Consider the following 26,329-nt stretch of genomic DNA (forward strand, 5'->3'; position numbering starts at 1 on the left):
CGTCTCCTCACGTCAGATATTGGCAAGGGTCGCGGCGCACGAACGACCCGTCGCCCTTGCGGCCGTGATAAGCGCCGTCATCGATGACGACCTTGCCGCGTGCGAGCACCGTGTCGACGTGGCCGTCGATCTCGTAGCCCTCCCACGCCGAGTGGTCCAGGTTCATGTGATGGGTCTTGTTCAGGCCGATCGAGGTGTGGCCGTCGGGGTCGTAGATCACGATGTCGGCGTCGGCTCCCGGCGCGAGCACACCCTTGCGGCCGTAGAGGCCGAACATCCTGGCCGGGGTGGTCGAGGTGATCTCCACCCAGCGTTCGAGGGTGATGCGTTTGTCGACCACGCCCTGATACATCAGGTCCATTCGGTGTTCGACGCTGCCGATGCCGTTGGGAATCTTGGTGAAGTCACCGAGACCCATGTCCTTCTGACCCTTCATGCAGAACGGGCAGTGGTCGGTGGACACCATCTGTAAATCGTTGGTACGCAACGCCTGCCACACCTGCGCCTGATGCTCCTGCTGCGCCGAACGCAGCGGCGTCGAGCACACCCACTTGGCGCCGTCGAACCCCGGTGCGCCGAGGTTCTCCTCCAACGACAGGTACAGATACTGCGGACAGGTCTCGCCGAAGACATTGGCGCCGCGATCACGAGCCGTCGCCAGTTGTGCGACAGCCTGTTTCGCGGACACGTGCACCACATACAGTGGCGCGCCGGTGAGGTCGGCGAGCATGATCGCGCGGTGGGTGGCTTCCTCCTCGAGCTGCCAGGCGCGCGCGATGCCGTGGTAGTACGGGTCGGTTTTGCCCTGAGCGATCAACTGTGCGGCCAAAACATCGATGGCAGGACCGTTTTCGGCGTGCATCATCGTCATCAAGCCGGTTTCGGCGCCGGTCTGCATGGCGCGCACGATCTGCGCGTCGTCGCTGTAGAACACGCCGGGATAGGCCATGAAGAGCTTGAAACTGGTGATCCCCTCGTCCGGCAATCCCCGTAGCGCGCTGAGGGATTCGTCGTTGACGTCACCGACGATCTGATGAAACGAGTAGTCGATCGCGCACTGACCGGCCGCCATGTCGTGCCAGGTTTGCAGGCTGTCCTGCACGCGCTCACCGAATTTCTGGACCGCGAAGTCGATGATGGTGGTCGTCCCACCCCAGGCCGCCGCCCTGGTTCCGGTCTCGAAATCGTCGGAGGCGGTGGTGCCGCCGAACGGCATCGACATGTGGGTGTGCGCGTCGATACCACCGGGGATGACGTACTTTCCGGTCGCGTCGATGACGGTGTCGACGGTCTCGGTGAGGTTCGCACCGAGCACCGTGCTTCCCGGTTGCAGCAGTGCGACGATGCGCTCACCGTCTACGAGGATGTCGGCGGTATTGCGTCCCGTCGCGGAGACGACGGTGCCGCCGGTGATCAATGTCGTGGTCAAGGAACCCTCCGAACTCAGGGCGCGACGATGGCGTCGTAGGAATCAGGACGACGGTCGCGGTAGAACTGCCAGTCGCCGCGCACCTCACGTACCAGGTCGAGATCGATCTCGCGGACCACGAGTTCGTCGGTGTCGGTGCTGGCGATATCGCCGACGACATTGCCGCGCGGATCGACGAAATACGAACTGCCATAGAAGGTCACCGCGTCGTCGCCGAACTCACCGGTCTCGGTGCCGATCCGATTGTTGGCGGCGACGAAGTACTGGTTGGCGGCCGCGGCCGCCGGTTGTTCCAACTCCCACAGCCGATTCGACAGGCCGGGTTTGGTCGCTGACGGATTGAACACCAACTCCGCACCGCCGAGGCCGAGTGCGCGCCACCCTTCGGGGAAGTGCCGGTCGTAGCAGATGTAGACGCCGATCTTGCCGACAGCTGTGTCGAACACCGGGTATCCCAGGTTCCCTGGCCGGAAGTAGAACTTCTCCCAGAAACTCGGCAAATGCGGGATGTGGTGCTTACGGTATTTGCCGAGGTAGCTGCCGTCTGCGTCGATCACCGCGGCGGTGTTGTACAGCACGCCGGGCTGCTCTTGCTCGTACACCGGGAGCACCACGACCATCTGATGTTCGCGCGCCAGTTCGGCGAAACGCTCGGTGGTCGGGCCCGGCACCGATTCGGCGTACTCGTAGTACTTCTTGTCCTGCACATTGCCGAAATAGGGCCCGTAGAACAGCTCTTGGAAGCAGATGACCTGCGCACCCGCAGCGGCGGCCTGCTCGATGAACCCCTCGTGCTTGGCGAGCATGGACTTCTTGTCGCCGGTCCACGCCGCCTGGGTGATTGCGGCCTTGATTGTCGTCACCTGTCGATCTCCCTACCGAAGTTGGTTATGTTATCTTCGACGGTAAACATTTCCGGAATATTTCAGTCGGTGCCGGAAGTGTAAATCTCCCAGGGTGGTCTCGAGGTGGAAATGAACGACCGCATTCGGATCGATGATCCGTCCGCCGCCGGGATCGCGGGCGCGATTGCCCGGCTCATCACCAACGGCGAACTGCGCGCGGGCGACCGCCTGCCCACCGTCCGCGAACTCTCGACGCAATTGGGTGTCAGCCCGGCGACCGTCAGCCACGGCTGGCGCGCCCTCGCCCGTGCTGGACTCGTCGTATCACGCGGGCGCAGCGGCACTTTCGTCGCCGACGGCAACTCGCATACCGCCCCTTCGCGCGCCGACGGCATGACACGGGGTGCCACCACCGCACAGCTGGACCTGTCGCTGGGCACCCCGGACCCCGACCTGCTTCCCGAGATCGGCTCGATCCTCACCCGACTCGCACTCAACACCGAGACCACCGACTACCACCAGGCGCCCGTCGTGCCCGAACTCGGACGCTTCCTCCAAGCCGAATGGCCGACCAAGTCGGGCGCACTGACCGTCGTCGACGGCGCGATGGACGCCGTGGCACGCAGCCTGCATGCCGTCGTACGGTTCGGCGACCGCGTGATCGTGGAGAACCCGACCTTTCCGCACTTCCTGGATTACCTGGAATCCATCGGCGCGCAACCCGTTCCGGTGCGCATGGACGCCGAAGGCGTACTCCCCGACGAGTTCGCGCGCGCACTGAGCACCGGACCCACCGCCGCCGTCATCCAGCCGAGGGCACAGAATCCGACGGGCGCGTCGATCAGCGCGCAACGCGCCGAGGAACTGGCAGCGGTCCTGCGCCGCAGCGAACATCGTTGCGTGGTCATCGAAGACGACCACTCCGGTCCCGTCGTCCCCGCCGAGGACGTCAGCCTCGGACGCTGGCTACCCGACCTCGTGCTCCATGTCCGCAGCTACTCTAAATCCCACGGGCCCGACCTGCGCATCGCCGCGCTCTCCGGCCCCGAGACGATCATCGATCGCATCGTCGCCACCCGCATGCTCGGACCCGGCTGGACCCCACGCATCCTGCAACGCGCCCTCTTCGAGATGCTGCGTGACCAGACCGTGATCCACACTGTCGAGTACGCACGCACCCAATACCAACGACGCCGTCGAGCACTCACCGAAGCCCTACGCGGCCACGGCGTCCACGTCGCCGACGGCCAGGGCCTCAACGTCTGGGTCCCCGTCACCGACGAACGCACCGCACTGATCCACTTGGCCGCCAACGGAATCCGCGTAGCCCCCGGCGGCCCCTTCTACCCCGCCGACCGAGGCAACCCCCACGCCGTCCGCGTCACCACCGCACCCCTACGCGACAACCCCGGCGAAGTCGCCCACATCCTCGCGGTCGCGGCAAGCCCCCGCCGAGCCGAGCACTTCTCGCTCGGCACCACACCGACGCAATCCCGCACCGGCCCCGCTGTGCCGCCACCCATCAGCGACGAACGCCCGATGCGTTCGTCGTCGCACCGAGCAGGCCGGGATGGGTGACGATGTGTCCCGTCGTCTCGACGGGTAACGCCGTACCACTAGCCGACCCTATGCTGGGCGAGTGTCCGGTAGGGCGCACGACGACGGTGCAAGCGAGGGCGGAGTGGCAATGGTGGCGCAGGGTGTCGATCTCATGGAGACCGCCACCACGCGAACCGTCGCAGCGCACGAGTGCGCGGACTACTGGTCCGACCAGATCGGTTCATTTCACCTGCGTCGCATGGGGTATGCGTACCTCCGTGAACACGGCTTCCAAGGGCGCGCGATACTGCGGCGCACCGGCAACTACCAGCTCGTCGGCTGGCGGGCCGATGCCGTGACCTACTACCGCACCGCACGGCATGTGCGCGCCGACCCCGACGACGACTTCCGCCTGATCATGCCGACGACGGGACAGGTCATCGTCTCACAGGGCGACGAGCACGTGTCCATGCCACGCGGCGTCGGCGGCCTGGTGACAATCGACCAGCCCTTCGCATTCGCCCAGGTCGACGGCACCGAGGGGCTCACGATGACGATTCCCCGCACCGAGGTAGCGCACCGCCTCAACCGTGCCACGCCGCCGACCCCGATGCTGGACTTCACCACGGGCCTCGGACGCGTGATCGCCGACCTCGCCATCAGCTTGACCGAGGAGAGCGAGACACTCAGCCGCCACCAGTTCGACGCCGTATCGGGTCGGCTGGTCGATCTGCTGTGTATGCATATCGTTGGCGATCACCCCACTGAACAAGGACATCTGGACGAGGTGGAATCCCTTGTTCGCCAGTACATCCGCGCGCATGCCTACGATCCCGATTTGTGCGGCGAATCCGTGGCTCGCGCCCTCGGCTGGTCACTGCGCCAGATCCAACTCGCACTCCAACATTCCGGCACGACACCACGCGAACTCATCAAGGAAGAGCGCCTGCAACTCGCATACACCCGGTTGCGGGGCTCGGCATACGAGCGATGGAGCATATCCGCGATCGCCCTCGGAGTGGGTTTCAGTTCCGCGAGCGCGTTCAGTACCTCGTTCCGAAGGCGGTTCGGCGCGAGCCCCCGCGAAATCCGCTATTCCTGAGCGTGATCGAATCCTTGCGCGTAATAGCAAGCTCCGTGCGCTCGGCGGCAACCGGAGCACGCACGTCGCGGTTACCTTCACTCAGTGCTTGTCGAGACGAGTACTGCCGCGCAGCCGAAATATTCGGGGCGCTCGACCGAAGGAATCAAAGGGTGAACATTCACAAGACAAACAGGTTGCTGGCAGCGACGGCGATTACGCTGGCAGCGGTGGCGTCGACCATCGCCGCTGCGGGCACCGCCGCAGCGGAACGCGGTGCGGGCGACTGTATTTCGTACTCTTACGAACCCGGCTCCATGACCACCACGGTCTACTACCACAATCGCTGCGACGTGACGCGCAAGCTCACCATCTATCGCGCGAGCAACTCGCCCTGCGACGACGGCAAGATCGAACTCCACGTCGCGGGCGGCAAGAAGGACAACGAGGTAGTCCGCTGCGGCGACGTCACCCAGGTCGTCGCGGAGTAAGCGAGAACCGGCATCTCGACTGCCATCACCCTGGGGTCGACTACTTCCGTGGGCGGGCGGCAGTGGAATCACCGCCGGTCATTCCACCCCGGATCGAGGTCGAATCCGGCGGGATGCACGCGTTCGATGTCGGAATCCGGCGTGTGTGGCCGGGAACAGGGTCCACGGCGGCTCGCGCGCCGACGATGATCGCCATGCGTAACGACATCACAGGTTTTCACCATGTCGGCGTGGTCAATCGCGATCTGGACGCGATGGAGACGACGTATAAGCGACTCGGGTTCGCACTCAGTCCACGATCGCAACACATGTTGGCCGACCGACCAGGCGCGCCGTTGGCACCGGGATGCACCGCCAATATGTGTGCGCTGTTCGGGAATTCGTATATCGAGCTGCTCGGGATCGTGGACGAGTCCGCACCCGATCCCTGGCACACCAAACGCATGGTGGATCAGTACGAGGGGTTACGAATTCTCAACCTGGACTCCGAGATGCCGCGAAAACCGATGCGCGGCTGGGTGCGGCGTGACTGCGGATGACGCGCTCGACCTGACAGCCGTGCTGATCGTGGCGGATGATGCGGAGATGGACCCCCTTGTTCGCCGCCACCGAGACATGCTGGACGCAGCGCCCGTCTCGGTGGGGCCGAAGACCGTGTCGACCCGAGGCGCCGACCGCGTCGAGATCGTCTCCGCCACCGCTGCCGACCAACTGCTGCCCGGTGAGAATGCCCCCGCGCCTTCTTATTTGGCTGCGCTGACGATGCTCGTCGAAGATCTCGGTCGAGCACGCGAGCGTGTCATCGAATCGGGCACCCCGATCACGCCCGTCGACAGCGGCTTCTTCGTCTCCGGCCGCGACGCCCGCGGTGCTGGCCTGTTGTTCACCTCGGTCCGATGATCACCGAAACCACCACGGGAAAGGTACGCGGCGCCGAGCCCGGCGCGGTCACCGCGTTCCGGGGCATCCCGTACGCGCACGCCGCGCGATTCGCCGCACCGGGCCCGGTCACACCATGGGCGGGGGTGCGCGCCGCCGAGGAGCCCGGACCCGCGGCGCCGCAATTGCCTTCGCGCCTGGCAAGCTTGATGGGCCGATATGAACTCGCCCAGGACGAGGACTGTCTGACGGTGAACGTCTGGGCGCCACCGGGGTCGGGTCATCCCGTGTTCGTGTTTCTGCACGGTGGCGGATTCTCCAGTGGCGCGGGCAGCTTGGCCTGGTATGACGGTGCCGAGCTCGCCGAACGCGAGAACATCGTGGTCGTCACCGCGAACTACCGGCTGGGCGCGCTCGGTTATCTACGCCGACCGGGGGTGAGTCCTGGAAATCTCGGACTGCGCGATCAACTGGCCGCGCTGCGGTGGGTGCACGCGAATATCACGGAATTCGGTGGTGATCCACGGGCCGTGACGATCGCTGGCCAGTCGGCGGGCGCGTATTCGATCCTCGCGCTACTGGGCAGCGGTCAGCTGACGGGGTTGGCGCACAGGGCGATTCTGCAAAGCACGCCCACCGGCCTGCCGCCGCAAGCACCCGAGGAAGCCGAGCGCATCGCCCCGCGGTTACTGAAAGAACTGGCCATAGCACCGGACGATGCCCTACGCCTGCGCGATGTCCCCGTCACCGACCTGCTCGCCGCACAGGCCGTCGTCATGCGCAGTGCTCCCGATGCGACGAGTCCGGTCCCCGCGTTCCACCTGATCGCCGAGGCGGATCTGGTTCCCACCGACCTACTGGCTGCCGCCGGAAAGCACAGCGGCGCTGTGGAACTCATGATCGGTAGCAACCGCGACGAGGGGACGGCGTTCGCGCCGAACAACCCCGACGCCGCCCGTGCGGTGACCGAGGAAATGTTCACCGCGCCCACCCACCAGCTCGCGCGGCTGGTGGGCGAAAAGCAACAGCCGTGGCTGTATCGGTTCGACTGGGCTCCAGCGGAGAGTCCGCTCGGCGCCTGCCATTGCCTCGAGCTACCGTTCGTCTTCGGCAATGCCGCCGCGTGGCGCGACGCGCCGATGCTGGCCGGTCGACACCCCACCGATCTCACCACGCGCGTCATGCGCGCGTGGGGTGGATTCGTCCGAGATGGCTCGCCCGGCTGGGCGAGCGGAACGACCTACTCGATCGACGAGAGATAGGACGCGACCGTTGTCAGCCCATTTCGACGTGTGTCCCGCGCGACGCGCCGACATCGACGCGTTGTCGAGCACCTTGATCCGCACCGCGCATTCCGCCGCGCCGGTGTGCGGAGTGTCGAGCACACCGTCGGACTGGATCCACTCGCCCGCGCTGTTCTGCTCACGCGACTGGCGCGCCTGCGCGATACGGGAAAGTCGGTCGTACTGATCACCCACGACGCGTTCGCCGCCGAGCAGATCAGCGACCGCGTGCTGCGCGTCCAGGCCGGTCGAGTCATCGAACCAGCCGGTCCCGCAACACTCTCCGAGACGCCCCGTCGAGCGAGTGGGCCGGGGACCGTTCGGCATGCCTGCCACACCGGTGCGAAAACCTCGAGGATCGAGGCCGGAGCGACGCGCACGCGAGTCAGGACCGGCCGACACATCCACCATGCTGCCGACTCGAACGCTCGAGGCCGACGACGCCGCTGCCGAAGATCGGTTCGACGTCGAGCAGCTGAACAATTCACACTCCGCCGAGCGGTTCGAGACCGACGGGACCGCACCATCTTTCGAGTCACCCGTGACAGCGGGTCGCCCAGGCACGCCTGTTCTCGTTGTTCACGGTGCTTCGGTCACACTGCGCCGAGCGCCGATCCTGCGCGATATCCGATTAGAACTCCAGCCCGGCGCGATGCTCGGCGTGATCGGCGTCTCCGGAGCGGGAAAGTCGACCATCGCGCGCTACCTGGCCGGCTTGGTCGCCGCCGACACCGGCGACTTACTTCTCGAGGGGGCACCGCTGCCCTTGTTACGCAAGCGCTCCCGAAACCAGATCGCAGCGGTGCAGTACATCTGGCAGGAGTCGGGGCCCTCCTTCGACCCGCGCGGCTCCGTCGTAGACCAGGTGGCGGCCACCGCCATTCGACTCCGTGGACTCGACCGCACCCGGGCGCGAACCACCGCATTGGAGACGCTCGACGCTCTAGCCATCGACTCCAGTCAGGCACGACGATGCCCAGACGCCCTTTCGGCGGCCAATTGCAGCGCGCCGCGATCGCCTGCGCTCTTCTCGCCCACCCGCGCGTTCTCATCTGTGACGAAATCACCACGGCCATGGACAAATCCCTCGCCGAATACGTCCTCGACTACCTGGATGCATACCGCCGCGAGAGCGCAGCCGCAGTGGTATCGATCAGCCACGACCTGAACAGTCAGCTACAGCGCACCGACCACCTCGCCGTTGTCGACGGTGGTGAGATCATCGAATTCGGCGCAACCGAGCAGCTGCGCCGCAACCCGCACACCGCACTCCTCCAACGGCTACTCGCCGCCGGGGGCTCGGCCGCCGTCGCACGTCACGCGGCATCGCCGCCATAGGAGCCATAGGAGCCATAGGAGCCTGGGTGTCACACGTCCTGGCACGTCCGGGATGGTGGCCTAGCCTGGATTTGTGATCTCCAGTCCGTTAGCCGAATTCCTGCGCGCGCGACGAGCACAGGTGAGTCCCGCCGAACTCGGCTTGTCCTCGTCCGGGACGCGCCGGGTGCCGGGGCTGCGCCGCGAGGAAATCGCGCAGGTCGCGGGGATAAACGTGGATTACTTCGCCAGGCTGGAGCAGGGTCGCGAACGTCATCCCTCGGTTCAGGTGGTCGAAGCGCTGGCCCGTGCGCTTCGACTCGACGGCGAGGCTCGTGCGCATATGCACAGGCTCGCGGGCACCGTGCCCACCTCGGACTCATCGGCCCTACGTGAACCGGTTGCCCCGGAATTGACGACCATGCTGGAGCACGGCATTCGAGGGCCCGCGTTGGTCATCGATTCCAGGATGGACGTGCAGGCCACCAACGTCCTCGCCCGTGCCTTGTACTCCCCCTTCGACAGGTTGGACAATCTCGCGCTGATGGTGTTTCTCGACCCCGCCGCACGCGAATTCCACCAGCCGTGGGAGCGGGCCGCACACGAAGCGGTGGCGAATTTGCGTCGGGGGTGCGTGCTGGATACTCAACATGCTCGCTTGTCGGAACTGGTCGCGGAGCTCACTCGGCACAGCCCGGAGTTCGCCGACTTGTGGAGCAGTCGCCACGTTCGCGGCACCACAGGCGGCGTCGAGCGGTTCCGACATCCCGGTGTCGGCAGCCTCACGCTGCAACGCCACAGTTTCGACGTCCGCGACCACCCTGGACTCCAGCTCGTCACCTACCTGGCAGATCCGGGAAGTTCTGACGCGCACGCGCTTTCGCTATTGGAAAGCCTGTCCACCGCCGGCGGGCCAACCCGCCATCATCGCAGCTGAGCTGCTCGACCGCACGGCCACGAGCGTGCGTCATCGATCGAGCCGACCCCTCGAGTCGGCACCATCACGAAGGAGTAAAGCAATGTCCGCACCGGTGACGCCCTCGGCACGAAACGTTTTCGTCCCGCACGCATTTCCTGAGAAGCAGGTCGACCTCGGCGAGGTCGTCCTCAACTACGCCGAAGCAGGCACGCCCGACAAGCCCGCGCTGCTCCTACTCCCGGAGCAGACCGGATCGTGGTGGAGCTACGAATCCGCCATGGAACTGCTCGCGCAGCATTTCCATGTCTTCGCGGTCGACCTGCGCGGACAGGGGCGCAGCACATGGACCCCTCGGCGCTACAGTCTCGACAACTTCGGCAACGATCTGGTGCGGTTCATCGCGCTCGCGATTCGGCGGCCGGTTGTCGTCGCAGGCTGTTCCTCGGGTGGGGTGCTCGCTGCCTGGCTGTCGGCCTACGCGATGCCAGGACAGATCCGTGGCGCGTTCTGCGAGGACGCACCGTTCTTCTCCTCCGAAGCGGCCCCCGCGCACGGGCACGGTATCAGCCAGGGCGCGGGCCCGGCCTTCGAGCTGTACCGCGACTACCTCGGCGATCAGTGGTCAGTGGGCGATTGGGCCGGGATAGTCGAGGCCGCCCGAGTGTCACCGGTCGCGGCGGTGAGAAAGTTCGAGTTCCCTGAGCAACCCCCGCAGAACCTGAAGGAGTACGACCCCGAGTGGGCCCGTGTGTTTCTCGAGGGAACGGTCGGACTGCACAGTCCCCACGATCTGATGCTTTCGCAGGTGAAGACGCCGGTGCTGATCACCAACCACGAGCACGAACCCGACAGGGAGACCGGGGGATTCGTCGGCGCGTTGTCGGACCTGCAAGCCGAACAGGCCAGGGCGATTATCCGCGCGGCGGGCGTTGCTGTCGACTACCAGGCGTTCCCCGATGCGGCACACGCGATGCACGCCAGCGAACCGCACCGCTACGCCGCGGTTTTGACCGCATGGGTACAGACGCTTCCGTCGGTTGCCAACGGCCCCGGAGCAGAGATCGGCGACTCCCGGACTCCCCATAATTAGGGTAACCTAAGCAAGCTGGACCGATGTGCGGGATCGAACACGACGGAGGTGGCTTGACCATGTCGACGCACCTATTCGTGGTGGGCACACTGTGTTTGCTGGTTCCCACAGTGATCCTGTTGTTCAGCTTGCGTTGGGGCCGTGCGGCATTCGCCCACGACTACCCCGAGGACATCCGAGCCGCGCTACCCGCTTTCGATGACGCCGAAGTCGCACGGGGCCGAGTTCTCGGCCCCGTGTTCCTCCTCGCCTTGCTCGCCGCCGTCGGCACGACAACGTGGAGTTGGCTGCACCAGAACCCTGACCACCACTACGGCCACGCCTACCTCATGGCTCTGGCCACCTACATCCTGTTCGCCCTGATCGATCTGATCATCGTCGACTGGCTGATCGTCTGCGCGTGGCGTCCACGCTGGGTCATGATCCCCGGCACCGAAAATGCCGAGGGCTGGGGCGATTACGCCTTCCACCTCCGGGTGCTACTCAGTGCCAAAGCCCTCATCACGACCCTCGCGATACCGGCCGTGGTCGCGGGCATAGCCATCGCCATTCCGCATTGAGTTCACCACGACGGTTCCTCGGCCATTCGCGTAACCGGTTACTCCCTGTCTGCCCTGACGAGGTCGACTGCCACTTCACCGCACGACGGCGGTCGAATTCCTGATCACGAGCTCGGTGGGGATCTCGACATGGATGCCGCCACTGGATTTTCCTTCGATCCTGCGCATGAGCAATTCGGCGCCCATCGAACCCATCCGGTCCAGTGGTTGCCGCATGGTCGTCAGCGCGGGGGTGACCAGGGCCGAGGGCGTGTGGTCGTCGAAGCCGATCACCGAGATATCCCCCGGCACAGCGAGACCGGCGCTGAAGGCAGCGCGCATCGCGCCGATCGCGAGCAGATCGTTCAGGGCGAAGATCGCCGTCGGCGGTTGTGGGTGCGCGAGTAGTCGGGCGGCCGCGGACTGACCTTCGTCCGCGTGCTCGTACTTCGCGTCGGCGATCAGTTCCTGGTCCAGGTCGGACCCGACCGCCTGCAACGCCGTGCGGATTCCGTGCAACCGTTCGACCGTCGCCAAGAGCCTGCGCTCCCCCGCCACCACCCCGATGCGTCGGTGCCCCAGTGCGACAAGGTGTTCGGCGCCGACTCGCGCTCCTGCGGCGTGCGAGCAGTTCACCCAGGCCAGCGGGTCGGGCAGCGCGTCAACCGGATCGATGACCACCAGTGGCGGGCTCGAGCCGGCGAGGGTCGCGATGCCGTGTGCCGAGTCGGCGGGCAGCACCAGCAGCATCCCGTCGGCCCGCGCTCGCGCCGCGGAGGCGAAGGCGGCGCGCAACCGAACGCGGTCGTATTCGGTGGTTTCGAGCATGATCGCGAAACCCTGCGCGTGCAGAACGTCCGCGGCGCCGGACAATATCCTGGCGAAGTACTCGGCCTCGATTCTCGGCACGGTGATCACCAACCGCCCGGAACGTCCGGTCGACAAGGCCTTCGCGGTCGCGTTGCCGATGAAGTCGTTGGCGCGGGCGACCTTCAGAATCGCCACCCGGGTGGCCGCGGAAACACCGGGTCGACCATTGAGCGCGCGCGAAACCGACGCGGTGGAGTACCCCGAGAGCCGGGCGATATCCCGGATCTTCGCAGCGTCCTTGGCCCCACCCGACCGAGCTCTACTCACAACACCGCAGCGTAACCGGTAACGCCGTGCACCGTGCGGCCTCCTCCGCACGAGACCCACCGCACTGTCGCCGACCTCGGCCACCTACTACCGCACCGACCAAGCTTTTTCCTGATCCGATGCCCGCATACCGAGCCCTCGCAACCACGCGGCCGGAACCCGCCCGCCGTTCGAGTGGTGAATCTGAACGTAACCGGTTACTCTTCGGCAGTCGACATACGGAGGAGTTCGACAACGAGTCTGTTCGCGGTGCCGGCACGGCACACGAGGTCGGCTTCACCCTCACCGGAGCACCGCTTCGCCACACGAGGACGCGTCGACCAGGGCAGACGAAACGGCATGCGCTGGGGGGTGTGGCCGATCACCCGTGATCGGCCACATCAATACGTGGATGCCGTCGCGCCAGCGCGCGACAGCGGTCCGTCAGGACAAGCTCGCAGTTCATCGGATTGGACTGAGGGACCGCTCTCGCGCCGGAGCGACCCGCTGCGCGCACCGCCCTGGCAAACAGCTTGTTCACCGAATGCGGGGCGGTGGCTACACCTACCGAGCGCGACCGGCACATTACTGGCAAACGCGCAAATGCCGTACCGCGCCCGCACACGTCAACCGAACCAGCACCGTCTCGAACCGCCGCACCGGTGCCGCACCACCTCACGCCGGATTGCCCACCACGGCGATGATCACGTCGGCGAGTTCGCGCGTGGCGTCTTCGGCGGATAGTGCGGCGTCGGCGGCCGCCAGTGACAACGCTTCCGCCGCACCGAAGATGGCGACCATGGTCGCCCACGACACGCTTCGGGAATCCACCAGGGGTGCCAATACCTCCCGGCAACGCTCGACGTAGGCGTGCTCGGATTCTCGTTTGAGTTTCTCGAGTTCGGGCGAGCCCTCCAGCGCCGCGAGTATGCCCACGAGTTCCCGCCCCTGCCTCAGCACGCATCCGACGTAGGAGCGCGCGATCGCCTCCGCGCGGCCACGCAACGTCACCTCTGCCTCGGCGAGATCAGCTTCGAGCGCACCCGCCTGTCGGGTGTCGAATTCGTCGTATAGCGCGACAAGCAAGTCCGATCGAGACGAAAAGTGGCTGTAGACCACCGGTTTCGACACTTCCGCCCACTCGGCCAACCGCCCGAGAGTGAGCGCGTCGGCGCCTTCGGTACGCACCAACGACCAGGAAACGGCCACGAGCTGCTCGCGCCGATCGCCGCGCGCCATCCTCGGTCGAGCCATCGTGAACCCTCCCTTGCGCTATATACTAATAGTAGGTTACTAATAGTATATAACATTCCGACCCACAGGAGCACCCATGCACAGGACCGTTGTCGTCGTCTCGAACCCCGACCCGACCTCACTGAGTCATCACGTCACCGCCGAGATCACGGCGGCCCTCACCGCCGCAGGGGTCCCGAACGAAGTGGCCGACCTCGCACAGGAGGGTTTCGACCCGCGCTTCACCCTCGCCGATCGCCAGCTGTTCCACGGCGAGGCGCCGACACCGCCCGATGTCGCCGCGCAACAGGAGCGGCTGGATCGAGCCGACCACCTCGTGCTCGTGTTCCCTATGTACTGGTGGTCCGTGCCAGCGCTGCTCAAAGGCTGGATCGACCGTGTGTTCGTGAACGGGTGGGCCTTCGACGAACGTCCCGACGGCACACTATTGGGCAAGCTCGACCGGAAAACCATCCACCTGGTGCCGATCGCGGCGGGCGACGCCGACCTGTTGCGCCGCCACGGCTACGACACAGCCTTCAGCACCCAGATCGAACACGGCGTCCTCGACTATTGCGGCGCCCGGCGCGGCAAGACGACGTTCCTCTACGAGTCCGAATCCAAGTCCACCGAAACCCTCGCTGCCGAAGTGCGCGAGATCGCCAGCGACCTGGTGGCGGCGACAAGCGCGACGGCCGCCGTCTGAGCGCGAGCGGCGGCGTGCCGTCACCGCCTCGGCATCGGCACGCCGCCATTCGGATCTCACGCCTCGACCGACACCACCGAGACGCGCCGAGACCGCAGGAACAACGACAGACCCGAGACCAAGAGCAGTAACAACGGCAACAACGGCAGGTAGGAAATCCAGACCACAGGCGTCGGCAGCGACAACGCGATCGTGGCAGCGACGACCGTGAGCACGAAAACTGCGGCAGCCCACCGGTGTAGCCGTCGCTGCCAGGACGCCGCCGACCGGCGCGGCCCGCGCCGCCACGCCACGACGAACAACACGGATAAACAGAGCCCGGATACCAGCAGTACGGCCAGTGGCAACAGCGGCAGATAGGCGACCCCGGCCGGTCCCTGGAGCACTAAAGCAACGACGGTGACACCGAGCACCGCCGCGAAGACCACCCCCGAGACCCGGTGCGTCTGCCGGACCCACGCCCTCCAGTTCATCTGTCCTCCTCGGACAATCTCGCGCCACGGCGCCCTGCCGCGCGAACCTCGGTGCAGATCACGCTAACGACAGGCCGGTGACCAGCGCTTCTCCATTCCTGCTCAGTTGCGGCGGTCGGCACGGAAACCGTGCGGTACTCGGCTCGAGCACGGGTGCGGGCGGCAATCGACGTGCTCACCTCCGGCCGAACGTCGATCGTGGTGGCGCATCGACTCGCAACGGCCGCGGACTAGGGTTTCGCTTGTGACCGAACTCGCGCTGCACGAAACCAGGGCCGCCTACGACGCCGTAGCCACCCTGTACGCCGAACTCTTCAGCAACGCACTCGAATCCCTCCCGTTGGAACGCGCGATGCTGGCCGCGTTCGCCGAACTCGTGCGGTCACACAATGTCGGACCGATCGCCGACATCGGTTGCGGCCCCGGGTATCTCACCGCGTACCTGAACGCACTCGGCCCGAGCACCTTCGGTATCGACCTATCCCCCGAAATGATCACCCTGGCCCGCCGCGATCACCCCGATTTCCATTTCGTCGAGGGCTCCATGACGGCCCTCGACCTCCCCGACGCCCACCTTGGCGGCATCCTCGCCTTCTACTCCACCATCCACACCCCGCCACACCTGCTCCCCACCGTTTTCGCCGAATTCCACCGCACCCTGGCCCCCGGCGGCCACCTACTCCTCGGCTTCTTCGCCGGAAACGACCCGATACCACAGGAATTCGACCACAAGGTCACCCTCGCCTACCGCTGGTCCCCCGACACCCTCGCAGACCTGCTACGCGGGGCAGGCTTCACCGAGGTCGGCCGCATGGTCCGCGAACCCCACGAAAACGAGCGACAGTTCCAAGGCGCCCAACTCCTGTTTCGCAAACCCCACAGCCTTGACGCCAATTCCGAAGGGAACCAACCATGACCGACCAGCACACCGTGACCGTCCTCATCGAGATCCATGCGAAACCGGGACAGGAGAACGACGCACGCATCGCATTACTCCACGCGATCCAGACCTCCGCGAAGCCGGGCCTCGTCAGTTCCACAGAGTACGAAGACAGCAACGACCCCGGCGCCTTCTACGCGATCCAGGTGTGGGAGAACACCGCCGCCTTCGACGCACACATGCGTGACGCCGCCGAAAACGGTATGTCCGAGGCGACTCAGGTGCTCCGCGAACCTCCGAGAACCACAGTGTTGCACACCATCGGCTGAAACCTCTCAGCCCTCGACCAACCGATCGTCAGAACCCCCACCTCCGAAAACGGCAGAGCTCATCGATGGCACCACCATGCTTGGCGATCCGCCCATCGACCGATGACACCCAGCCCCGGCACGCCCAGTGCGGACACAGCACCTCGACGAGTCGTCCGTGCGCATCGAACGCACCACTCTCGCACTGCGACAGGCGAATCCACGGACCAGTATTCTTGTCGGTCATTGCTCCAACCACAGCCGCTCACACCTCAGCCTCGTAAATTCGGTTCTGCCGTCGGACACCACGAAGGCGGCGAGATCGGGACTGTGACTGCGCCGCGTGGTGCTGTGGCCACTGCGTGAGACAACCGGAAAAGCAGCAGGTCAGAGAGTTGGCGGTGGCCACGACTTTCCGGACGCTACAGCTCAGTCGAGCACCGCGTATGCCTCTACCTCGACAAGTACGTCGGGCTCGAACAAGTAGTCCACGCCGATAGCCGACACCGGCGGTAGCGGACTCGGGATGCGCAGTTCTGCTCTGACGGCCTCGATGCCCGCGATGAAAGCGTCGTACTTGTCGGGGGTCCAGTGGGTGACGAAGAAGCGGAGGCGGGCGACGTCGGCGAAGGTGGCGCCCGCACCCGCGAGGGCGCGGGCGGTGCTGCGTAGTGAGTAGGCGACCTGACCGGTGAGGTCACCGGTGGCGACGGGATTGCCTTCGGCGTCGCGGGCGATCTGTCCGGCAACATGAATGTGGCGGGTGCCCGTGCTCACCGAAACATGGTGGTACGGAACGGGAGCGAACAATCCTTCGGGGGTGAGCAACTGCACTGCCATGAGGCGCCTTTCGTTGATCGACTAGGTATCCAATGTGTACCTGGTATTCCGCGGTGACTTCAACGAGACTAGGTTTCATGCCGGAAACCGAGCCTCTCCCCACCGACACCCCACAGCTCACCCAAGAGCACCGCGAACTGCTCGATCAAGTCCTGGACAAGTGGTCGCTACAGATCCTGGACTGCCTGTGCGAGCGCCCGCTGCGTTTCAACGAACTACGCCGCGCCATCCCCGTCGTGACGCAGAAATCGCTCACGGCGGCGCTTCGCCGTTTGGAACGCAACGGCATGGTCGAACGCGTCGTCACCGCCACGCGCCCCGTGGCCGTCGAATACCGCGTCGCATCCGTCGGCAAATCCCTCCAAGATCTCATCGACGCACTGCTGCGCTGGTCCACCGTCACCCTGCCCGAGGTCGAACGCGCTCGCGCCCGCTTCGACGCCGAGGACATGGCTTAGCTCTCGCATTCACCCACCGGAACACTCAGCCCACCAACGGCTTTCAAAACGCTGCCTAGTCGTCGGGGGAAGCGCGGCGGTTGCGTTTGGTGATACCGCGCCGCTTCTTCGCGGAGATGCGACGTTCCTTCGCACCGCGCGAGGGCTTGGTGGGGCGGCGAACAGGGGGCGGGACGGCAGCGGCCTCACGCAGTAACGAGGCCAGGCGTTCGCGGGCGGCGGCGCGGTTCTGCAGCTGTGCGCGTTGCTCCGATGCCGCGATCGTGAGCACCCCGCCGGCCAGTCGGTTCGCCAGGCGTTCGAGCATCCTGGTGCGCAGGCGCTCAGGCACCGACGGCGAGTTGGCGAGGTCGAACGACAGCTCGACCCGGCTGTCGGTGGTGTTGACGTGCTGCCCTCCCGGACCGGATGACCGGGAGAATCGTTCGCGCAACTCGGCCGCGGGTATCACCAGCGCCGGGGTCACAGTCAGATCCTCTGCCATGATCCGACGCCGCTCTCTCCGATTCGCGAGTCGCCTCGACCACGTCGGCCCAGCTGCGACCGATGGTCACTTTGTCGTTCACAATAGCGCCTTGTCGACCGGCATCGAGCAGGGCGCGAGAGCCGCCGCGCGGTCGAGTAGCCGGTCTGCCCCACCCGACCCGAGGCCGTAAGCGCCCGCAACCGCTTCAACGCCGAGGACACGCCCTGACAAGTTGTCGGTGCCAAGCACTACCGTGTGCGCCCGTGAAGCCCGCCACCGCAGCTGTCGCCGAAACCACCGCTGGCATAGCACCTTTAGACGTGCTGGAGCAGCGCCACATCGCGCAGACACTCGACTGGCTACGGGGAACCGACGACATCTTCCGCCGCGTCAAACCTGCCACCCCTTCTCCCCACCTGGTGTCCTACGTCGCCCTCATAGACCCGCACGCCCGCGCGATCTTCCTCGGCCGCCATCGTAAGGCCAGCCTTTGGCTCCCGATGGGCGGCCACCTCGAACCGGGCGAGCGCCCCCTCGACGCAGCCCGGCGCGAAGCGGTCGAGGAAATCGCGATCGAACCCCAGTTCACCGTGGTCGGCGAAGAGCCCTTGTTCCTGACGGTAACCACAACACGCGGCCCCGCCGCACATGTGGACATCTCGTTCTGGCACGTCATTTCCGGCAATTCTGCGTTGGAATACGCCTTGGACCCAGCCGAATTCGACGGCGGACACTGGTGGGATTTCGACAAGAGCACGCTGCCGGACTCCGACCCCCACCTGGCAAGATTTCTCACCAAGCTGGGCGACGCGTTGCCCTGAGCAGACCGGCCGCGGAATGGTGCCGCCGGGCAAGAGAGATGGCGCAGCACGCGGTGACAACTACCCAGGCGTGGGCTCAGATTCCTCGGGCACCGCGTCATGATTGTTCAGGCGAACGCCCCCGGCACGCAGTAGCGGCAGCGTTGGCCTATCGACGCCGAGTTGAGCGCCGAGATTACTGATCGCCGATCTGGCATATGGATATACCGACATCACGCCGACTTTTTCCGCGAACTCCTGAACAACCTCAGGTGGAACGATTCCCGGAGGGTCGACCGAGAAAACCGCACCGGCGTCGATCTTGTACTGCGCGCCACCACCTTCGACGGCGGTCCGACAACGGATCTCTATCTCGGTCAACTCGATGTGGGTTATCACCTCGAGCGAAAACCGACTCTCTTCACTGCCGATGCGCTGCCCGGTGATCTCATACATGCGCACATCCGTAAGCTCCGCGTGGTCTACGAGGTCACAAACGTTTGCGTACGTATATGCCGCACCGGCGGTGCCGCTCATGCCGCCGGTGTGTAGTCGATGGAACCCGCCGGGACATATGCGTCGCCGTTGTTCACCGTGACAGTAGCCCGCGACGATGTGTAATACGGCTCGCGCACAGGCAGAGAGAACGCGTTGAAGTGAGAAAGTCCGTGCCTGATCATCACGTCGAGGGCGCAATGGTCTGCCAGGGTAGGCAACTTCGATTCGCTGAGATCGGCAACGCCGGTCGCTTCAACCCAGCCAACGACAGTGGTCCACAGCCACGCTCCGCCGGAGGTCAGGGTGATCGGCGCCGGGAACGGCCAGGAGTTTTGGCGTTCACCGCGGACCCAGTTGCCGACCGCTTGCCGGGAGACATCCAGGCGGTCGGCAATGTCCTGTCGAGAAACGAGATCTTGATAAGTGCGAACCGGCGCAAGGCCGGCCGCTGCGAGTGCTTTTGCCGCATGCAAGCCCGCCTCGATGGCGGCGTGCGCATCGATGAGAGTCGTCGCCACCGTCAAGCCGAGTGCACCACTGATCGTGGTGCCGGGCAGCGTCTCCATCACTTGGTCGATGCGGGGATCGTCAGCCTCCACTGCCTCGATCACAAACGCGATCTCGAACTCGTGAGCAGTCATATATATATACTCAACTCCAGCAGCGCTGTTGTCAATCGACAACAGCGCTCAAGAGTGAGCTAAAGTTCGTTATTATCGCAGCTCAGCGATGGTTTTCTCAAGAGTACGGCAGGCACGGTCGAGTACCCGAGCCTGACTCGCTCCATCCCCTTTAGGCGTGTGGTCGAATCGAGCAAATGGTGCCGGGGGCGGACGCCACCGGAAGCCTGGGTCGGGCGGCCAGAGTGCGTATCCATGCCCCTGCTTTCGGACCCTCCACCCCTTTGCCAGCCACGTTTCAACTGTCCTCGGAACCTCTTGGGTACCTTTATATGACCTACGAATCTCGGCCAGGGTCGATTCTTCCCACGACCCACCGTTCCCCATCGTCGCTCGCCCCTCTCTGAAGTCCGACAATCGCCCGGCCTGGAGCCGCCGGCAGGTGCGCCGCTCGAGCTTGGCTGTCGAGCTACCCGACACAGACGGCGCCGGGTCGATCCGGAAGACCGTCGCCTCGACCCGACCCAACAGGTCCCAGCGCCAGACGCTCGATCGAACTTATTGCAGCAGAGTGTGATTCCAGGGTGTTGCTCGGCATCCGTATTGAGCCGGAGGCGAGCTCGGCATAACCTTCGGCCGAATACGAGGAGCACGCGAAATCCGTGAATGCGGGTGCGGGCGGTCGCGAGTAGCTCCGCCGCGTGGTGTCGATTGTTCGCCTTCGGTCCACCCGCAACGGCCCCGTCAAAGAGAAACACCGATGATCTTGTCTCGATCACCCAGGGGCTCGAACTTTCCTGGCGGCCGCCCACCGACCTCGTCCGGCGCACCGAGCCAGAGCGCTGGAATGCGCCCAGAGGCGCACCTCGTCGTGACCGACTACGGCGCGTACGTTCACCTCGCGGGGGTCACAGTCGAGCAGCCGCACCGCCCGAGGCACCTCGTCGTGACCGACTACCGCGCGTAGCCGTCTCGATCACCTCGTCGAGCACCGCGCGAGAGTTGGCCAGTTCCTTCATCGTTCGGTCGATCCGTGCACGCTCGATGACGAGTTCGTCGACGAGTTTGGGGGTGGCCGTTCGAGAGGGTCCGCCGTCGACGTCGCGCATGCAGGGCAGTAGGTGGGCGATCTTCTTGCTGTGCAGACCGGCGGCGAAGAGTTCTTGGATCCGAATCACGCGGTCGACGGCCCACTCGGCGTAGTCGCGATGGCCGCCGCCGGTGCGTTCGGCGGTGAGTAGGCCCTGTTGTTCGTAGTAGCGCAGGGATCGCTCGCTCACGCCGGTGCGGCGAGACAGTTCACCGATACGCATGGTGGCTCCGATCACAGGACTCGGGGGTGTACAGGACTTGAATCTGACACCAATGTCAGATTTTACCCTGGCGAGATGGAGAACGAACTCTTCGACTACAGCCCTATCACCGAGCGTCCAAGGATCGAGTGGCCGGACGGCAAACGGGTGGCGTTCTACGTCGGCCTCAATATCGAGCACTTCCTCCTCGATCGGCCGTCCACCAGCATCTGGCCGGGCACGAGCGACCTGGTTCCCGACGCGCTGAACTACGGATGGCGTGACTACGGCACACGGGTCGGGATCTGGCGGACCATCCGTACGCTCGATCGATACGGCATCAAGCCCAGCGTGCTACTGAATTCCGAAGTGGTGCACCATTATCCACAGATCATCCAGGCCGGTCTCGATCGCGACTGGACCTGGCTCGCGCACGGACGCACCAATTCGATCCTGCATGCGGACCTGACCGAGTCCGAGGAGCGCGCGGTGCTCACCGAGATCGTCGAGACGATCGAGTCCGCGACCGGAACCCGTCCGCAGGGATGGATGGGGCCGGGACTGACCGAAACGTTGAACACACCGAAACTGCTGGCCGAACTCGGTTTGCGCTACGTACTCGACTGGACCAATGACGACCAGCCCTACGCACTGAATGTGCCCGGCGTGCTGAGCGTTCCGTACGCGATCGAGCTCAACGACCTAGCTATCTTCGGCAAGCCGACAACGGGGCCCGAGTTCGTGCGAATGGTGCGCGACCAGTACGAGCAACTGAATTCGGAATCCGAGCAGAGCGGCCGCGTGATGGCGTTGGCGCTGCATCCGTTCGTCATCGGCCAGCCGTTCCGCGCCAAGTATCTCGCCGAAGCATTGGCTTTCCTCGCCGAGCAGCCGGATATCTGGCTCACCACCAGCGACGAGATCGCCGAGCACTACCGCAGGACCGTGCTCGCCACCGACTAACTCTTGGATGCACTGCCGATTCACAGGGCAGTGCCGACGTGGCCAGCGGCGACCCGGTCAGGTCCGGCGCATCGGTACGTTTCAGGCCCGGCCCACGGCAGACTCACCCACCAACGCAGCGAAACCGTCGAGGTGGCGGGCGAGACCGTATTCGAACAGGGCGTCCAGGTCGGCGGTCGTATCTTCGGAAACCGCTGCCAGCAGCGGGAATCGGCCGCTGACGAGGACCTTGTGCGCCTGTGTTCGCTGCGCCGCCCGCCACCCGGCGAGGGTGACACCGGTGCTCTGTTCCGCCTCGGCCTCTTCGGCCACCGACAGCGCGGCGGTGAGCACGAGCGAGTGCAGTGTGAGCGCTTCACGCATCCGCACAGCCATGGAAAGTCCGAGTCCGTCGAGTGCGCGCAAAGTCCATTCCGTATGCGCCATCATGTTGGGTGCGAGCAAGGGCCGGGTGAACGAAACGACCCTGGCCAACCAGAGGTGACGTCGACACAGCTCCCAGTCCCGTCGCGCGATCAGTTCGAGGTCGCCGCGCCACCCTCGTGACCCTGATTCGGGCAGGTCGAGTTCCCCGAAGGCCTCGTCGGCCATCTGGGTCAACAGTTCCTCTTTGTTCGCGACGTGCCGGTACAGCGACATCGGGCCGATACCGAGCTCGGCCGCGAGCCGTCGCATGGATACCGCGTCCAAGCCCTCGACATCGGCGATCGCGATGGCGTTGCGCAGCAGATGCCGGTGTGCCGCCTGATCGGAGAACCCGCGACCTGGCGCGTCGACGGGCTGCTTGCGGTGACTGCGCGCGCTGACCACCGTCCCCGCGCCGACCCTCGCCTCGACAAGCCCGTCCTCTCGAAGCGCCGCCGTCACCCTGGTGGCCGTCGCCATCGCCACTCCCCAGCGCTGCGCGATCTGCCGAATGGACGGGACGCGATCGCCCGGTCGCAGCTCGCCGGCGACGATTCGCGCACGAATCTCCTCGGCGATCGCGCGATAGGGCGCGTCCGGACGCGGCGGCGACATAGGACTCCGATCGATCGATACGGTCGTTACTACCCCAAGTGTACTAGGTCATTTTCGGGACGAACTAGTGCACTTTTCTCCTAGACAGATGGTCACTGACAGCTCATTTGGTTACCGTGGTCCCTGAATCAAATACGCCGTACGCAAGATTGCGATGCGCAGATATCCGTCGCATGCCCGGCTGAATGAGCACCGAGCACGCGCCGACTCGATCAGGAGAACACATGAACAACCGGAGCATTTTGATATCCGGTGCCGGAATCGCGGGGCCCACCCTCGCGTACTGGCTACACCGGTACGGCTTCCACCCCACCGTGGTGGAACGCGCACCAGGCCCGCGCACCGGCGGTCACGCCGTCGACATCCGCGGCACCGCACGCGAAGTGGCCGAACGCACAGGCATCATCCCCCAGGTCAAGGCGGCGCACACGGGGGCGCGCGGGATGGCGTTCGTCGACCGCGAGAACAAGCGCGTGGCGACGCTGAGCACCGAGGTGTTCGGCGACTCCGGCGGTCCCATCGCCGAATACGCGATCCGGCGCACCGACTTGGCCCGCATCCTGCACGACACCACCCGCGACGACGTCGAGTACCTCTTCGACGACTCGATCACGGCGGTCGACCAGGACGAAGACGGCGTGAACGTCACCTTCGAGACCGGCGAATCCCGGCGGTTCGATCTGCTGGTGGGCGCCGACGGCGTGCGCTCGACCGTGCGACGACTCGTGTTCGGCCCGGACGAGCGGTATCTGCACGATCTCGGCTGCTACCTGTCGCTGTATTCGGCCACCACCTCGGTCGACCACGACGGCTGGCAGTTGATGTATACGATGCCCGCCCGCGACGGGAAGCCGGGCAGGACGGCGGGCCTCTACCCACAGCCCGAGCCGGGTAAAGCGTTGGCGGCGTTCTTCTTACGCTCCGAACCCCTGGACTACGACCGCGACGACGTCGATACCCAGAAGCGGATCGTGCTCGAGGCGTTCGCGGGCGAGGGCTGGGAGATCCCGCAAATGCTTGCGGGCATTTGGCGCGCACCCGACTTCTACTTCGACCGGGTGCTCCAGGTTCAAGTGGACAACTGGGCCAATCGTCGCACCGTCTTGCTCGGCGACTCGGCCTACTGCGCCTCACCGATGTCGGGTATCGGCACCAGCCTGGCACTGGTCGGCGCCTACGTTCTCGCCGGTGAACTCGCCGCCGCCGACGGCGGCCACCACTACGCGTTCGCAAGCTACGAACGCAAGATGCGCCAATTCGTCGACCGGGCACAGGAATTCGCGCGCTCCTCCGGCGACGGAGGTCTGATGCCGGACTCTTCGGCGCAACTCTGGCTGCGCAACCAATCCGTGCGGGTGCTGCCGTACCTGCCGAAACGGCTGGTCGCCCGAGGCATGGAGAAGGTGGCCAACACCGTCGAGCTCGAGGACTACCGCACCCTGACACGCCACTGATTACCGATTACCGATAGATAGGCGAGCAACAATGCAAACAAGTACGTTCCTATACTTCAACGACGGCCGAGCCGAGGAAGCCGCCGACTACTACGTCGGGATCTTCCCGGACGCGAAGATCCTCGACCGGCAGCGCGGCATCGAAGGCAAGGTCACGACCGTCACCTTCGAGCTGGCCGGACAGCGCTACATCACCTACAACGGCGAACTGGAATTCCCGCTCACCCCGGCGATTTCACTCTATGTCGACTGCGAGACGCAACAGGAAGTGGACACGCTATGGTCCGCCCTCACCCTGGGCGGACAGGAGGGGCCGGGCGGCTCCTTGACCGACCGGTTCGGCGTTACCTGGCAGATTTATCCGAAGGCCCTGCGTCAACTGCTCGACGACACCGAACCCGCTGCGGCCGAGCGGATCCTGAACGCCATGCACGGCATGAAGAAGATCGAGCTCCAGGGCTTGATCGACGCACGCGACCGATGACCCGCCGTACCGCACGCCGCCGAATCTTCCACACGACCCCGGAGAAACAACCATGTCCGACCACAGTGCTCGACCTCACCGAGGACGGTTACGCGCCGCGTGGACGTTGGTACTGCTGACGACGCTCTGCGCCGAACTCACCTTCACCGCCGTCGCGGTGCCGGTCACGTGGCTGCTGCTCCCCCTACTGATGGTGATGTACGGGGCGGGGGTGCTCGTGATCCGCGAGGCCGCCGTCCGCGTGGATGCGAAATGGCCGAGTTTGGTATTGCTCGGTCTCGCTTACCAATTGGCCGAGGACGGGCTCGGGTTGCAGGCGCTGACGAGCCCGGATATGTATGGCTCGGCCGACTGGGGTTGGCGCGCACTGGGTGTGAATTGGACCTACTGGGAATCTCAGATCGGCGTACACGTGGTGTTCAGTGTGCTCATCCCGATCATGTTGACCGGCTTGCTCTTTCCCGCGCAGCGCGGTCGCCCGTACCTGCGAACCCCCGGCCTGGTGGGTGTCGGCGTGCTGGCGGTGCTCGGGGTGTTCGGACTGCGCGTTGTGATCTCGGCGACCGAGGATCCCGGTTACCGGACCCCGTGGGGATGGACCGTGACGTTCCTCCTCGGGATCGCGGCGCTGGTATTCGTCGCACTGCGGGTGCTTCCGCGTCGCGATCTGCGCGGTCCCGCCCCGGCGGTATCTGTTCCGAAACCAGCTGTCGTGGGAGTTGCCGCGGGAATGTCGACATTCGCGTTCCTGATATTACTGCTACCACCGGGGCTCCGGCCGAATTCCGTTTTCGGCGACCGCGTTCCGCTGACGATGCCGCTGATCGTCGCCGCCGTGCTCGCGCTCGCCTTCGCATGGACGGTGCTGGGCTGGCGGGCCGCGCAGGACTGGGACAACCGGCACCGAGTCCTGCTGGTCGGCGGCATCCTCGTCGGCCACACCGCGTTCATGATGCCCGCCTCGGTGACCACCGCACTCATCGGCGCGGCGACCATCGCCCTGGAGGTGGTCGCGCTCGTGCTGCTGGCGCGACGGCTCGAGCGGCGAGCGCGCGACGAGCGGTCCATCCTCGGCGAGGCGTGAACGCACCCCCGCGCGACCAGCCCGCTGAACTCGCACAGATTCCCCGCGCGGCCAATTGGTCGGCCAATGCGGCGCCGGGCATCTCCGAAGGCGTCGCGATAACGGCCACTGTCCGTATTTTTCGGCGACGTCGACACCAGCGGTCACGCCACACCCGGCGGTCTTGATGCGGCCATGCGGGATGGGAGGACCGACCAAGGAGATCACCTGATCCTCATCGCG

General features: G+C 65.3%; 31 protein-coding genes and 1 pseudogene. 21 read left to right on the plus strand and 11 right to left on the minus strand.

The features are described from left to right. Positions 1-7: 7 nt before the first annotated feature. On the minus strand, positions 8-1,429 hold the full coding sequence (gene hydA, locus ABEA50_RS23815; protein ID WP_345498042.1) for a dihydropyrimidinase: 1,422 nt from the start codon (positions 1,427-1,429) through the stop codon (positions 8-10). Positions 1,430-1,443: 14 nt separating this feature from the next. Then, on the minus strand, positions 1,444-2,292 hold the full coding sequence (locus tag ABEA50_RS23820; RefSeq protein WP_345498044.1) for a nitrilase-related carbon-nitrogen hydrolase: 849 nt from the start codon (positions 2,290-2,292) through the stop codon (positions 1,444-1,446). A 111-nt stretch (positions 2,293-2,403) separates the two neighbouring features. Between ABEA50_RS23820 and ABEA50_RS23825 the strand changes: the two genes are divergently transcribed. The 12 genes and pseudogenes from ABEA50_RS23825 to ABEA50_RS23875 all read left to right on the plus strand — a co-directional run bounded on the left by ABEA50_RS23825 (position 2,404) and on the right by ABEA50_RS23875 (position 11,433). Further along, positions 2,404-3,852, plus strand: coding sequence for an aminotransferase-like domain-containing protein (locus tag ABEA50_RS23825; protein WP_345498046.1), 1,449 nt, complete (start codon positions 2,404-2,406; stop codon positions 3,850-3,852). A gap of 61 nt (positions 3,853-3,913) precedes the next feature. Then, positions 3,914-4,915, plus strand: coding sequence for a helix-turn-helix domain-containing protein (locus ABEA50_RS23830; protein WP_345498047.1), 1,002 nt, complete (start codon positions 3,914-3,916; stop codon positions 4,913-4,915). A gap of 209 nt (positions 4,916-5,124) precedes the next feature. Further along, positions 5,125-5,385: a hypothetical protein gene (locus ABEA50_RS23835; protein WP_345498048.1), complete on the plus strand. Its 261-nt coding sequence runs from the start codon at positions 5,125-5,127 to the stop codon at positions 5,383-5,385. 194 nt (positions 5,386-5,579) lie between these two features. Next, entirely contained in the window at positions 5,580-5,924 is a 345-nt protein-coding gene (locus ABEA50_RS23840; RefSeq protein WP_345498049.1) for a VOC family protein, read from the plus strand. Next, complete coding sequence (locus tag ABEA50_RS23845; protein ID WP_345498050.1) at positions 5,911-6,285, plus strand: hypothetical protein; 375 nt, start codon at positions 5,911-5,913, stop codon at positions 6,283-6,285. The genes ABEA50_RS23840 and ABEA50_RS23845 overlap by 14 nt, the downstream gene beginning before the upstream one ends. Further along, positions 6,282-7,526, plus strand: coding sequence for a carboxylesterase/lipase family protein (locus ABEA50_RS23850; RefSeq protein ID WP_345498052.1), 1,245 nt, complete (start codon positions 6,282-6,284; stop codon positions 7,524-7,526). The genes ABEA50_RS23845 and ABEA50_RS23850 overlap by 4 nt, the downstream gene beginning before the upstream one ends. 10 nt (positions 7,527-7,536) lie before the next feature. Continuing rightward, positions 7,537-7,734, plus strand: coding sequence for a hypothetical protein (locus ABEA50_RS23855; protein WP_345498053.1), 198 nt, complete (start codon positions 7,537-7,539; stop codon positions 7,732-7,734). Between the two features lie 465 nt (positions 7,735-8,199). Continuing rightward, positions 8,200-8,481, plus strand: a pseudogene (locus ABEA50_RS31035) (ATP-binding cassette domain-containing protein); the annotation flags it as partial. Between the two features lie 38 nt (positions 8,482-8,519). Beyond that, complete coding sequence (locus ABEA50_RS23860) at positions 8,520-8,885, plus strand: ABC transporter ATP-binding protein (RefSeq protein WP_345498055.1); 366 nt, start codon at positions 8,520-8,522, stop codon at positions 8,883-8,885. A 73-nt stretch (positions 8,886-8,958) separates the two neighbouring features. Continuing rightward, a complete protein-coding gene (locus ABEA50_RS23865) occupies positions 8,959-9,801 on the plus strand; it encodes a helix-turn-helix transcriptional regulator (protein ID WP_345498056.1) in 843 nt (280 codons plus the stop codon). 82 nt (positions 9,802-9,883) lie between these two features. Beyond that, positions 9,884-10,873 (plus strand): alpha/beta fold hydrolase, encoded by a 990-nt coding sequence (locus ABEA50_RS23870; protein WP_345498057.1) that lies wholly within the window; start codon positions 9,884-9,886, stop codon positions 10,871-10,873. Between the two features lie 59 nt (positions 10,874-10,932). Then, entirely contained in the window at positions 10,933-11,433 is a 501-nt protein-coding gene (locus ABEA50_RS23875) for a hypothetical protein (RefSeq protein ID WP_345498058.1), read from the plus strand. 75 nt (positions 11,434-11,508) lie between these two features. Here the strand turns inward: ABEA50_RS23875 and ABEA50_RS23880 are convergent, their stop codons facing one another. After that, positions 11,509-12,549 carry a LacI family DNA-binding transcriptional regulator gene (locus ABEA50_RS23880; RefSeq protein WP_345498059.1) on the minus strand — a complete coding sequence of 347 codons (1,041 nt, stop codon included), beginning with the start codon at positions 12,547-12,549 and terminating at the stop codon, positions 11,509-11,511. A gap of 654 nt (positions 12,550-13,203) precedes the next feature. Beyond that, positions 13,204-13,782, minus strand: a complete 579-nt coding sequence (locus tag ABEA50_RS23885) for a TetR/AcrR family transcriptional regulator (RefSeq protein ID WP_345498061.1) — start codon at positions 13,780-13,782, stop codon at positions 13,204-13,206. Positions 13,783-13,858: 76 nt separating this feature from the next. Between ABEA50_RS23885 and ABEA50_RS23890 the strand changes: the two genes are divergently transcribed. Continuing rightward, the gene (locus ABEA50_RS23890; protein ID WP_345498063.1) at positions 13,859-14,467 is read left to right on the plus strand and encodes an NAD(P)H-dependent oxidoreductase; all 609 of its coding nucleotides are present in this window, start codon (positions 13,859-13,861) and stop codon (positions 14,465-14,467) included. Positions 14,468-14,523: 56 nt separating this feature from the next. Here ABEA50_RS23890 and ABEA50_RS23895 read toward each other — a convergent pair whose 3' ends face one another. Continuing rightward, positions 14,524-14,940 (minus strand): hypothetical protein, encoded by a 417-nt coding sequence (locus ABEA50_RS23895; protein ID WP_345498064.1) that lies wholly within the window; start codon positions 14,938-14,940, stop codon positions 14,524-14,526. A 244-nt stretch (positions 14,941-15,184) separates the two neighbouring features. Between ABEA50_RS23895 and ABEA50_RS23900 the strand changes: the two genes are divergently transcribed. Together ABEA50_RS23900 and ABEA50_RS23905 are read left to right on the plus strand one after the other, a co-directional pair. Then, positions 15,185-15,856 (plus strand): class I SAM-dependent DNA methyltransferase, encoded by a 672-nt coding sequence (locus tag ABEA50_RS23900; RefSeq protein WP_345498065.1) that lies wholly within the window; start codon positions 15,185-15,187, stop codon positions 15,854-15,856. Then, a complete protein-coding gene (locus ABEA50_RS23905) occupies positions 15,853-16,149 on the plus strand; it encodes a putative quinol monooxygenase (RefSeq protein WP_345498067.1) in 297 nt (98 codons plus the stop codon). The genes ABEA50_RS23900 and ABEA50_RS23905 overlap by 4 nt, the downstream gene beginning before the upstream one ends. Positions 16,150-16,557: 408 nt before the next feature. Here ABEA50_RS23905 and ABEA50_RS23910 read toward each other — a convergent pair whose 3' ends face one another. Beyond that, positions 16,558-16,968: a RidA family protein gene (locus tag ABEA50_RS23910; protein ID WP_345498068.1), complete on the minus strand. Its 411-nt coding sequence runs from the start codon at positions 16,966-16,968 to the stop codon at positions 16,558-16,560. 77 nt (positions 16,969-17,045) lie between these two features. On the opposite strand from ABEA50_RS23910, the gene ABEA50_RS23915 reads away from it, so the two are divergent. Then, the gene (locus ABEA50_RS23915) at positions 17,046-17,426 is read left to right on the plus strand and encodes a winged helix-turn-helix transcriptional regulator (protein ID WP_345498069.1); all 381 of its coding nucleotides are present in this window, start codon (positions 17,046-17,048) and stop codon (positions 17,424-17,426) included. 55 nt (positions 17,427-17,481) lie between these two features. Here ABEA50_RS23915 and arfB read toward each other — a convergent pair whose 3' ends face one another. Further along, positions 17,482-17,910: an alternative ribosome rescue aminoacyl-tRNA hydrolase ArfB gene (gene arfB, locus ABEA50_RS23920; protein WP_345498070.1), complete on the minus strand. Its 429-nt coding sequence runs from the start codon at positions 17,908-17,910 to the stop codon at positions 17,482-17,484. Positions 17,911-18,155: 245 nt separating this feature from the next. Here arfB and ABEA50_RS23925 point away from each other — a divergent pair, with 245 nt between their 5' ends. Beyond that, positions 18,156-18,713, plus strand: a complete 558-nt coding sequence (locus tag ABEA50_RS23925) for an NUDIX domain-containing protein (protein WP_345498071.1) — start codon at positions 18,156-18,158, stop codon at positions 18,711-18,713. A 60-nt stretch (positions 18,714-18,773) separates the two neighbouring features. Here ABEA50_RS23925 and ABEA50_RS23930 read toward each other — a convergent pair whose 3' ends face one another. From ABEA50_RS23930 to ABEA50_RS23940, 3 genes are all read right to left on the minus strand, one after another. Further along, positions 18,774-19,148: a hypothetical protein gene (locus ABEA50_RS23930; protein ID WP_345498072.1), complete on the minus strand. Its 375-nt coding sequence runs from the start codon at positions 19,146-19,148 to the stop codon at positions 18,774-18,776. A gap of 77 nt (positions 19,149-19,225) precedes the next feature. Beyond that, on the minus strand, positions 19,226-19,831 hold the full coding sequence (locus ABEA50_RS23935; protein WP_345498073.1) for an XRE family transcriptional regulator: 606 nt from the start codon (positions 19,829-19,831) through the stop codon (positions 19,226-19,228). Positions 19,832-20,718: 887 nt separating this feature from the next. Then, positions 20,719-21,123 (minus strand): MerR family transcriptional regulator, encoded by a 405-nt coding sequence (locus ABEA50_RS23940; protein WP_345498074.1) that lies wholly within the window; start codon positions 21,121-21,123, stop codon positions 20,719-20,721. A 75-nt stretch (positions 21,124-21,198) separates the two neighbouring features. Between ABEA50_RS23940 and ABEA50_RS23945 the strand changes: the two genes are divergently transcribed. Further along, positions 21,199-22,065, plus strand: a complete 867-nt coding sequence (locus tag ABEA50_RS23945; RefSeq protein ID WP_345498075.1) for a polysaccharide deacetylase family protein — start codon at positions 21,199-21,201, stop codon at positions 22,063-22,065. An 81-nt stretch (positions 22,066-22,146) separates the two neighbouring features. On the opposite strand, the gene ABEA50_RS23950 is transcribed toward ABEA50_RS23945, so the two are convergent. After that, on the minus strand, positions 22,147-23,085 hold the full coding sequence (locus tag ABEA50_RS23950) for a TetR/AcrR family transcriptional regulator C-terminal domain-containing protein (protein WP_345498076.1): 939 nt from the start codon (positions 23,083-23,085) through the stop codon (positions 22,147-22,149). A 224-nt stretch (positions 23,086-23,309) separates the two neighbouring features. On the opposite strand from ABEA50_RS23950, the gene ABEA50_RS23955 reads away from it, so the two are divergent. From ABEA50_RS23955 to ABEA50_RS23965, 3 genes are read left to right on the plus strand one after another with little or no spacing between them, the layout of a single operon-like run. Next, positions 23,310-24,539 carry an FAD-dependent monooxygenase gene (locus ABEA50_RS23955; RefSeq protein WP_345498077.1) on the plus strand — a complete coding sequence of 410 codons (1,230 nt, stop codon included), beginning with the start codon at positions 23,310-23,312 and terminating at the stop codon, positions 24,537-24,539. Between the two features lie 31 nt (positions 24,540-24,570). Further along, positions 24,571-25,023 carry a VOC family protein gene (locus ABEA50_RS23960; RefSeq protein ID WP_345498078.1) on the plus strand — a complete coding sequence of 151 codons (453 nt, stop codon included), beginning with the start codon at positions 24,571-24,573 and terminating at the stop codon, positions 25,021-25,023. Positions 25,024-25,075: 52 nt separating this feature from the next. After that, positions 25,076-26,107 (plus strand): hypothetical protein, encoded by a 1,032-nt coding sequence (locus ABEA50_RS23965; RefSeq protein ID WP_345498079.1) that lies wholly within the window; start codon positions 25,076-25,078, stop codon positions 26,105-26,107. The last annotated feature ends 222 nt before the right edge of the window (positions 26,108-26,329 follow it).

The organism is Nocardia callitridis, assembly GCF_039543305.1.
Lineage (GTDB): Bacteria > Actinomycetota > Actinomycetes > Mycobacteriales > Mycobacteriaceae > Nocardia > Nocardia callitridis.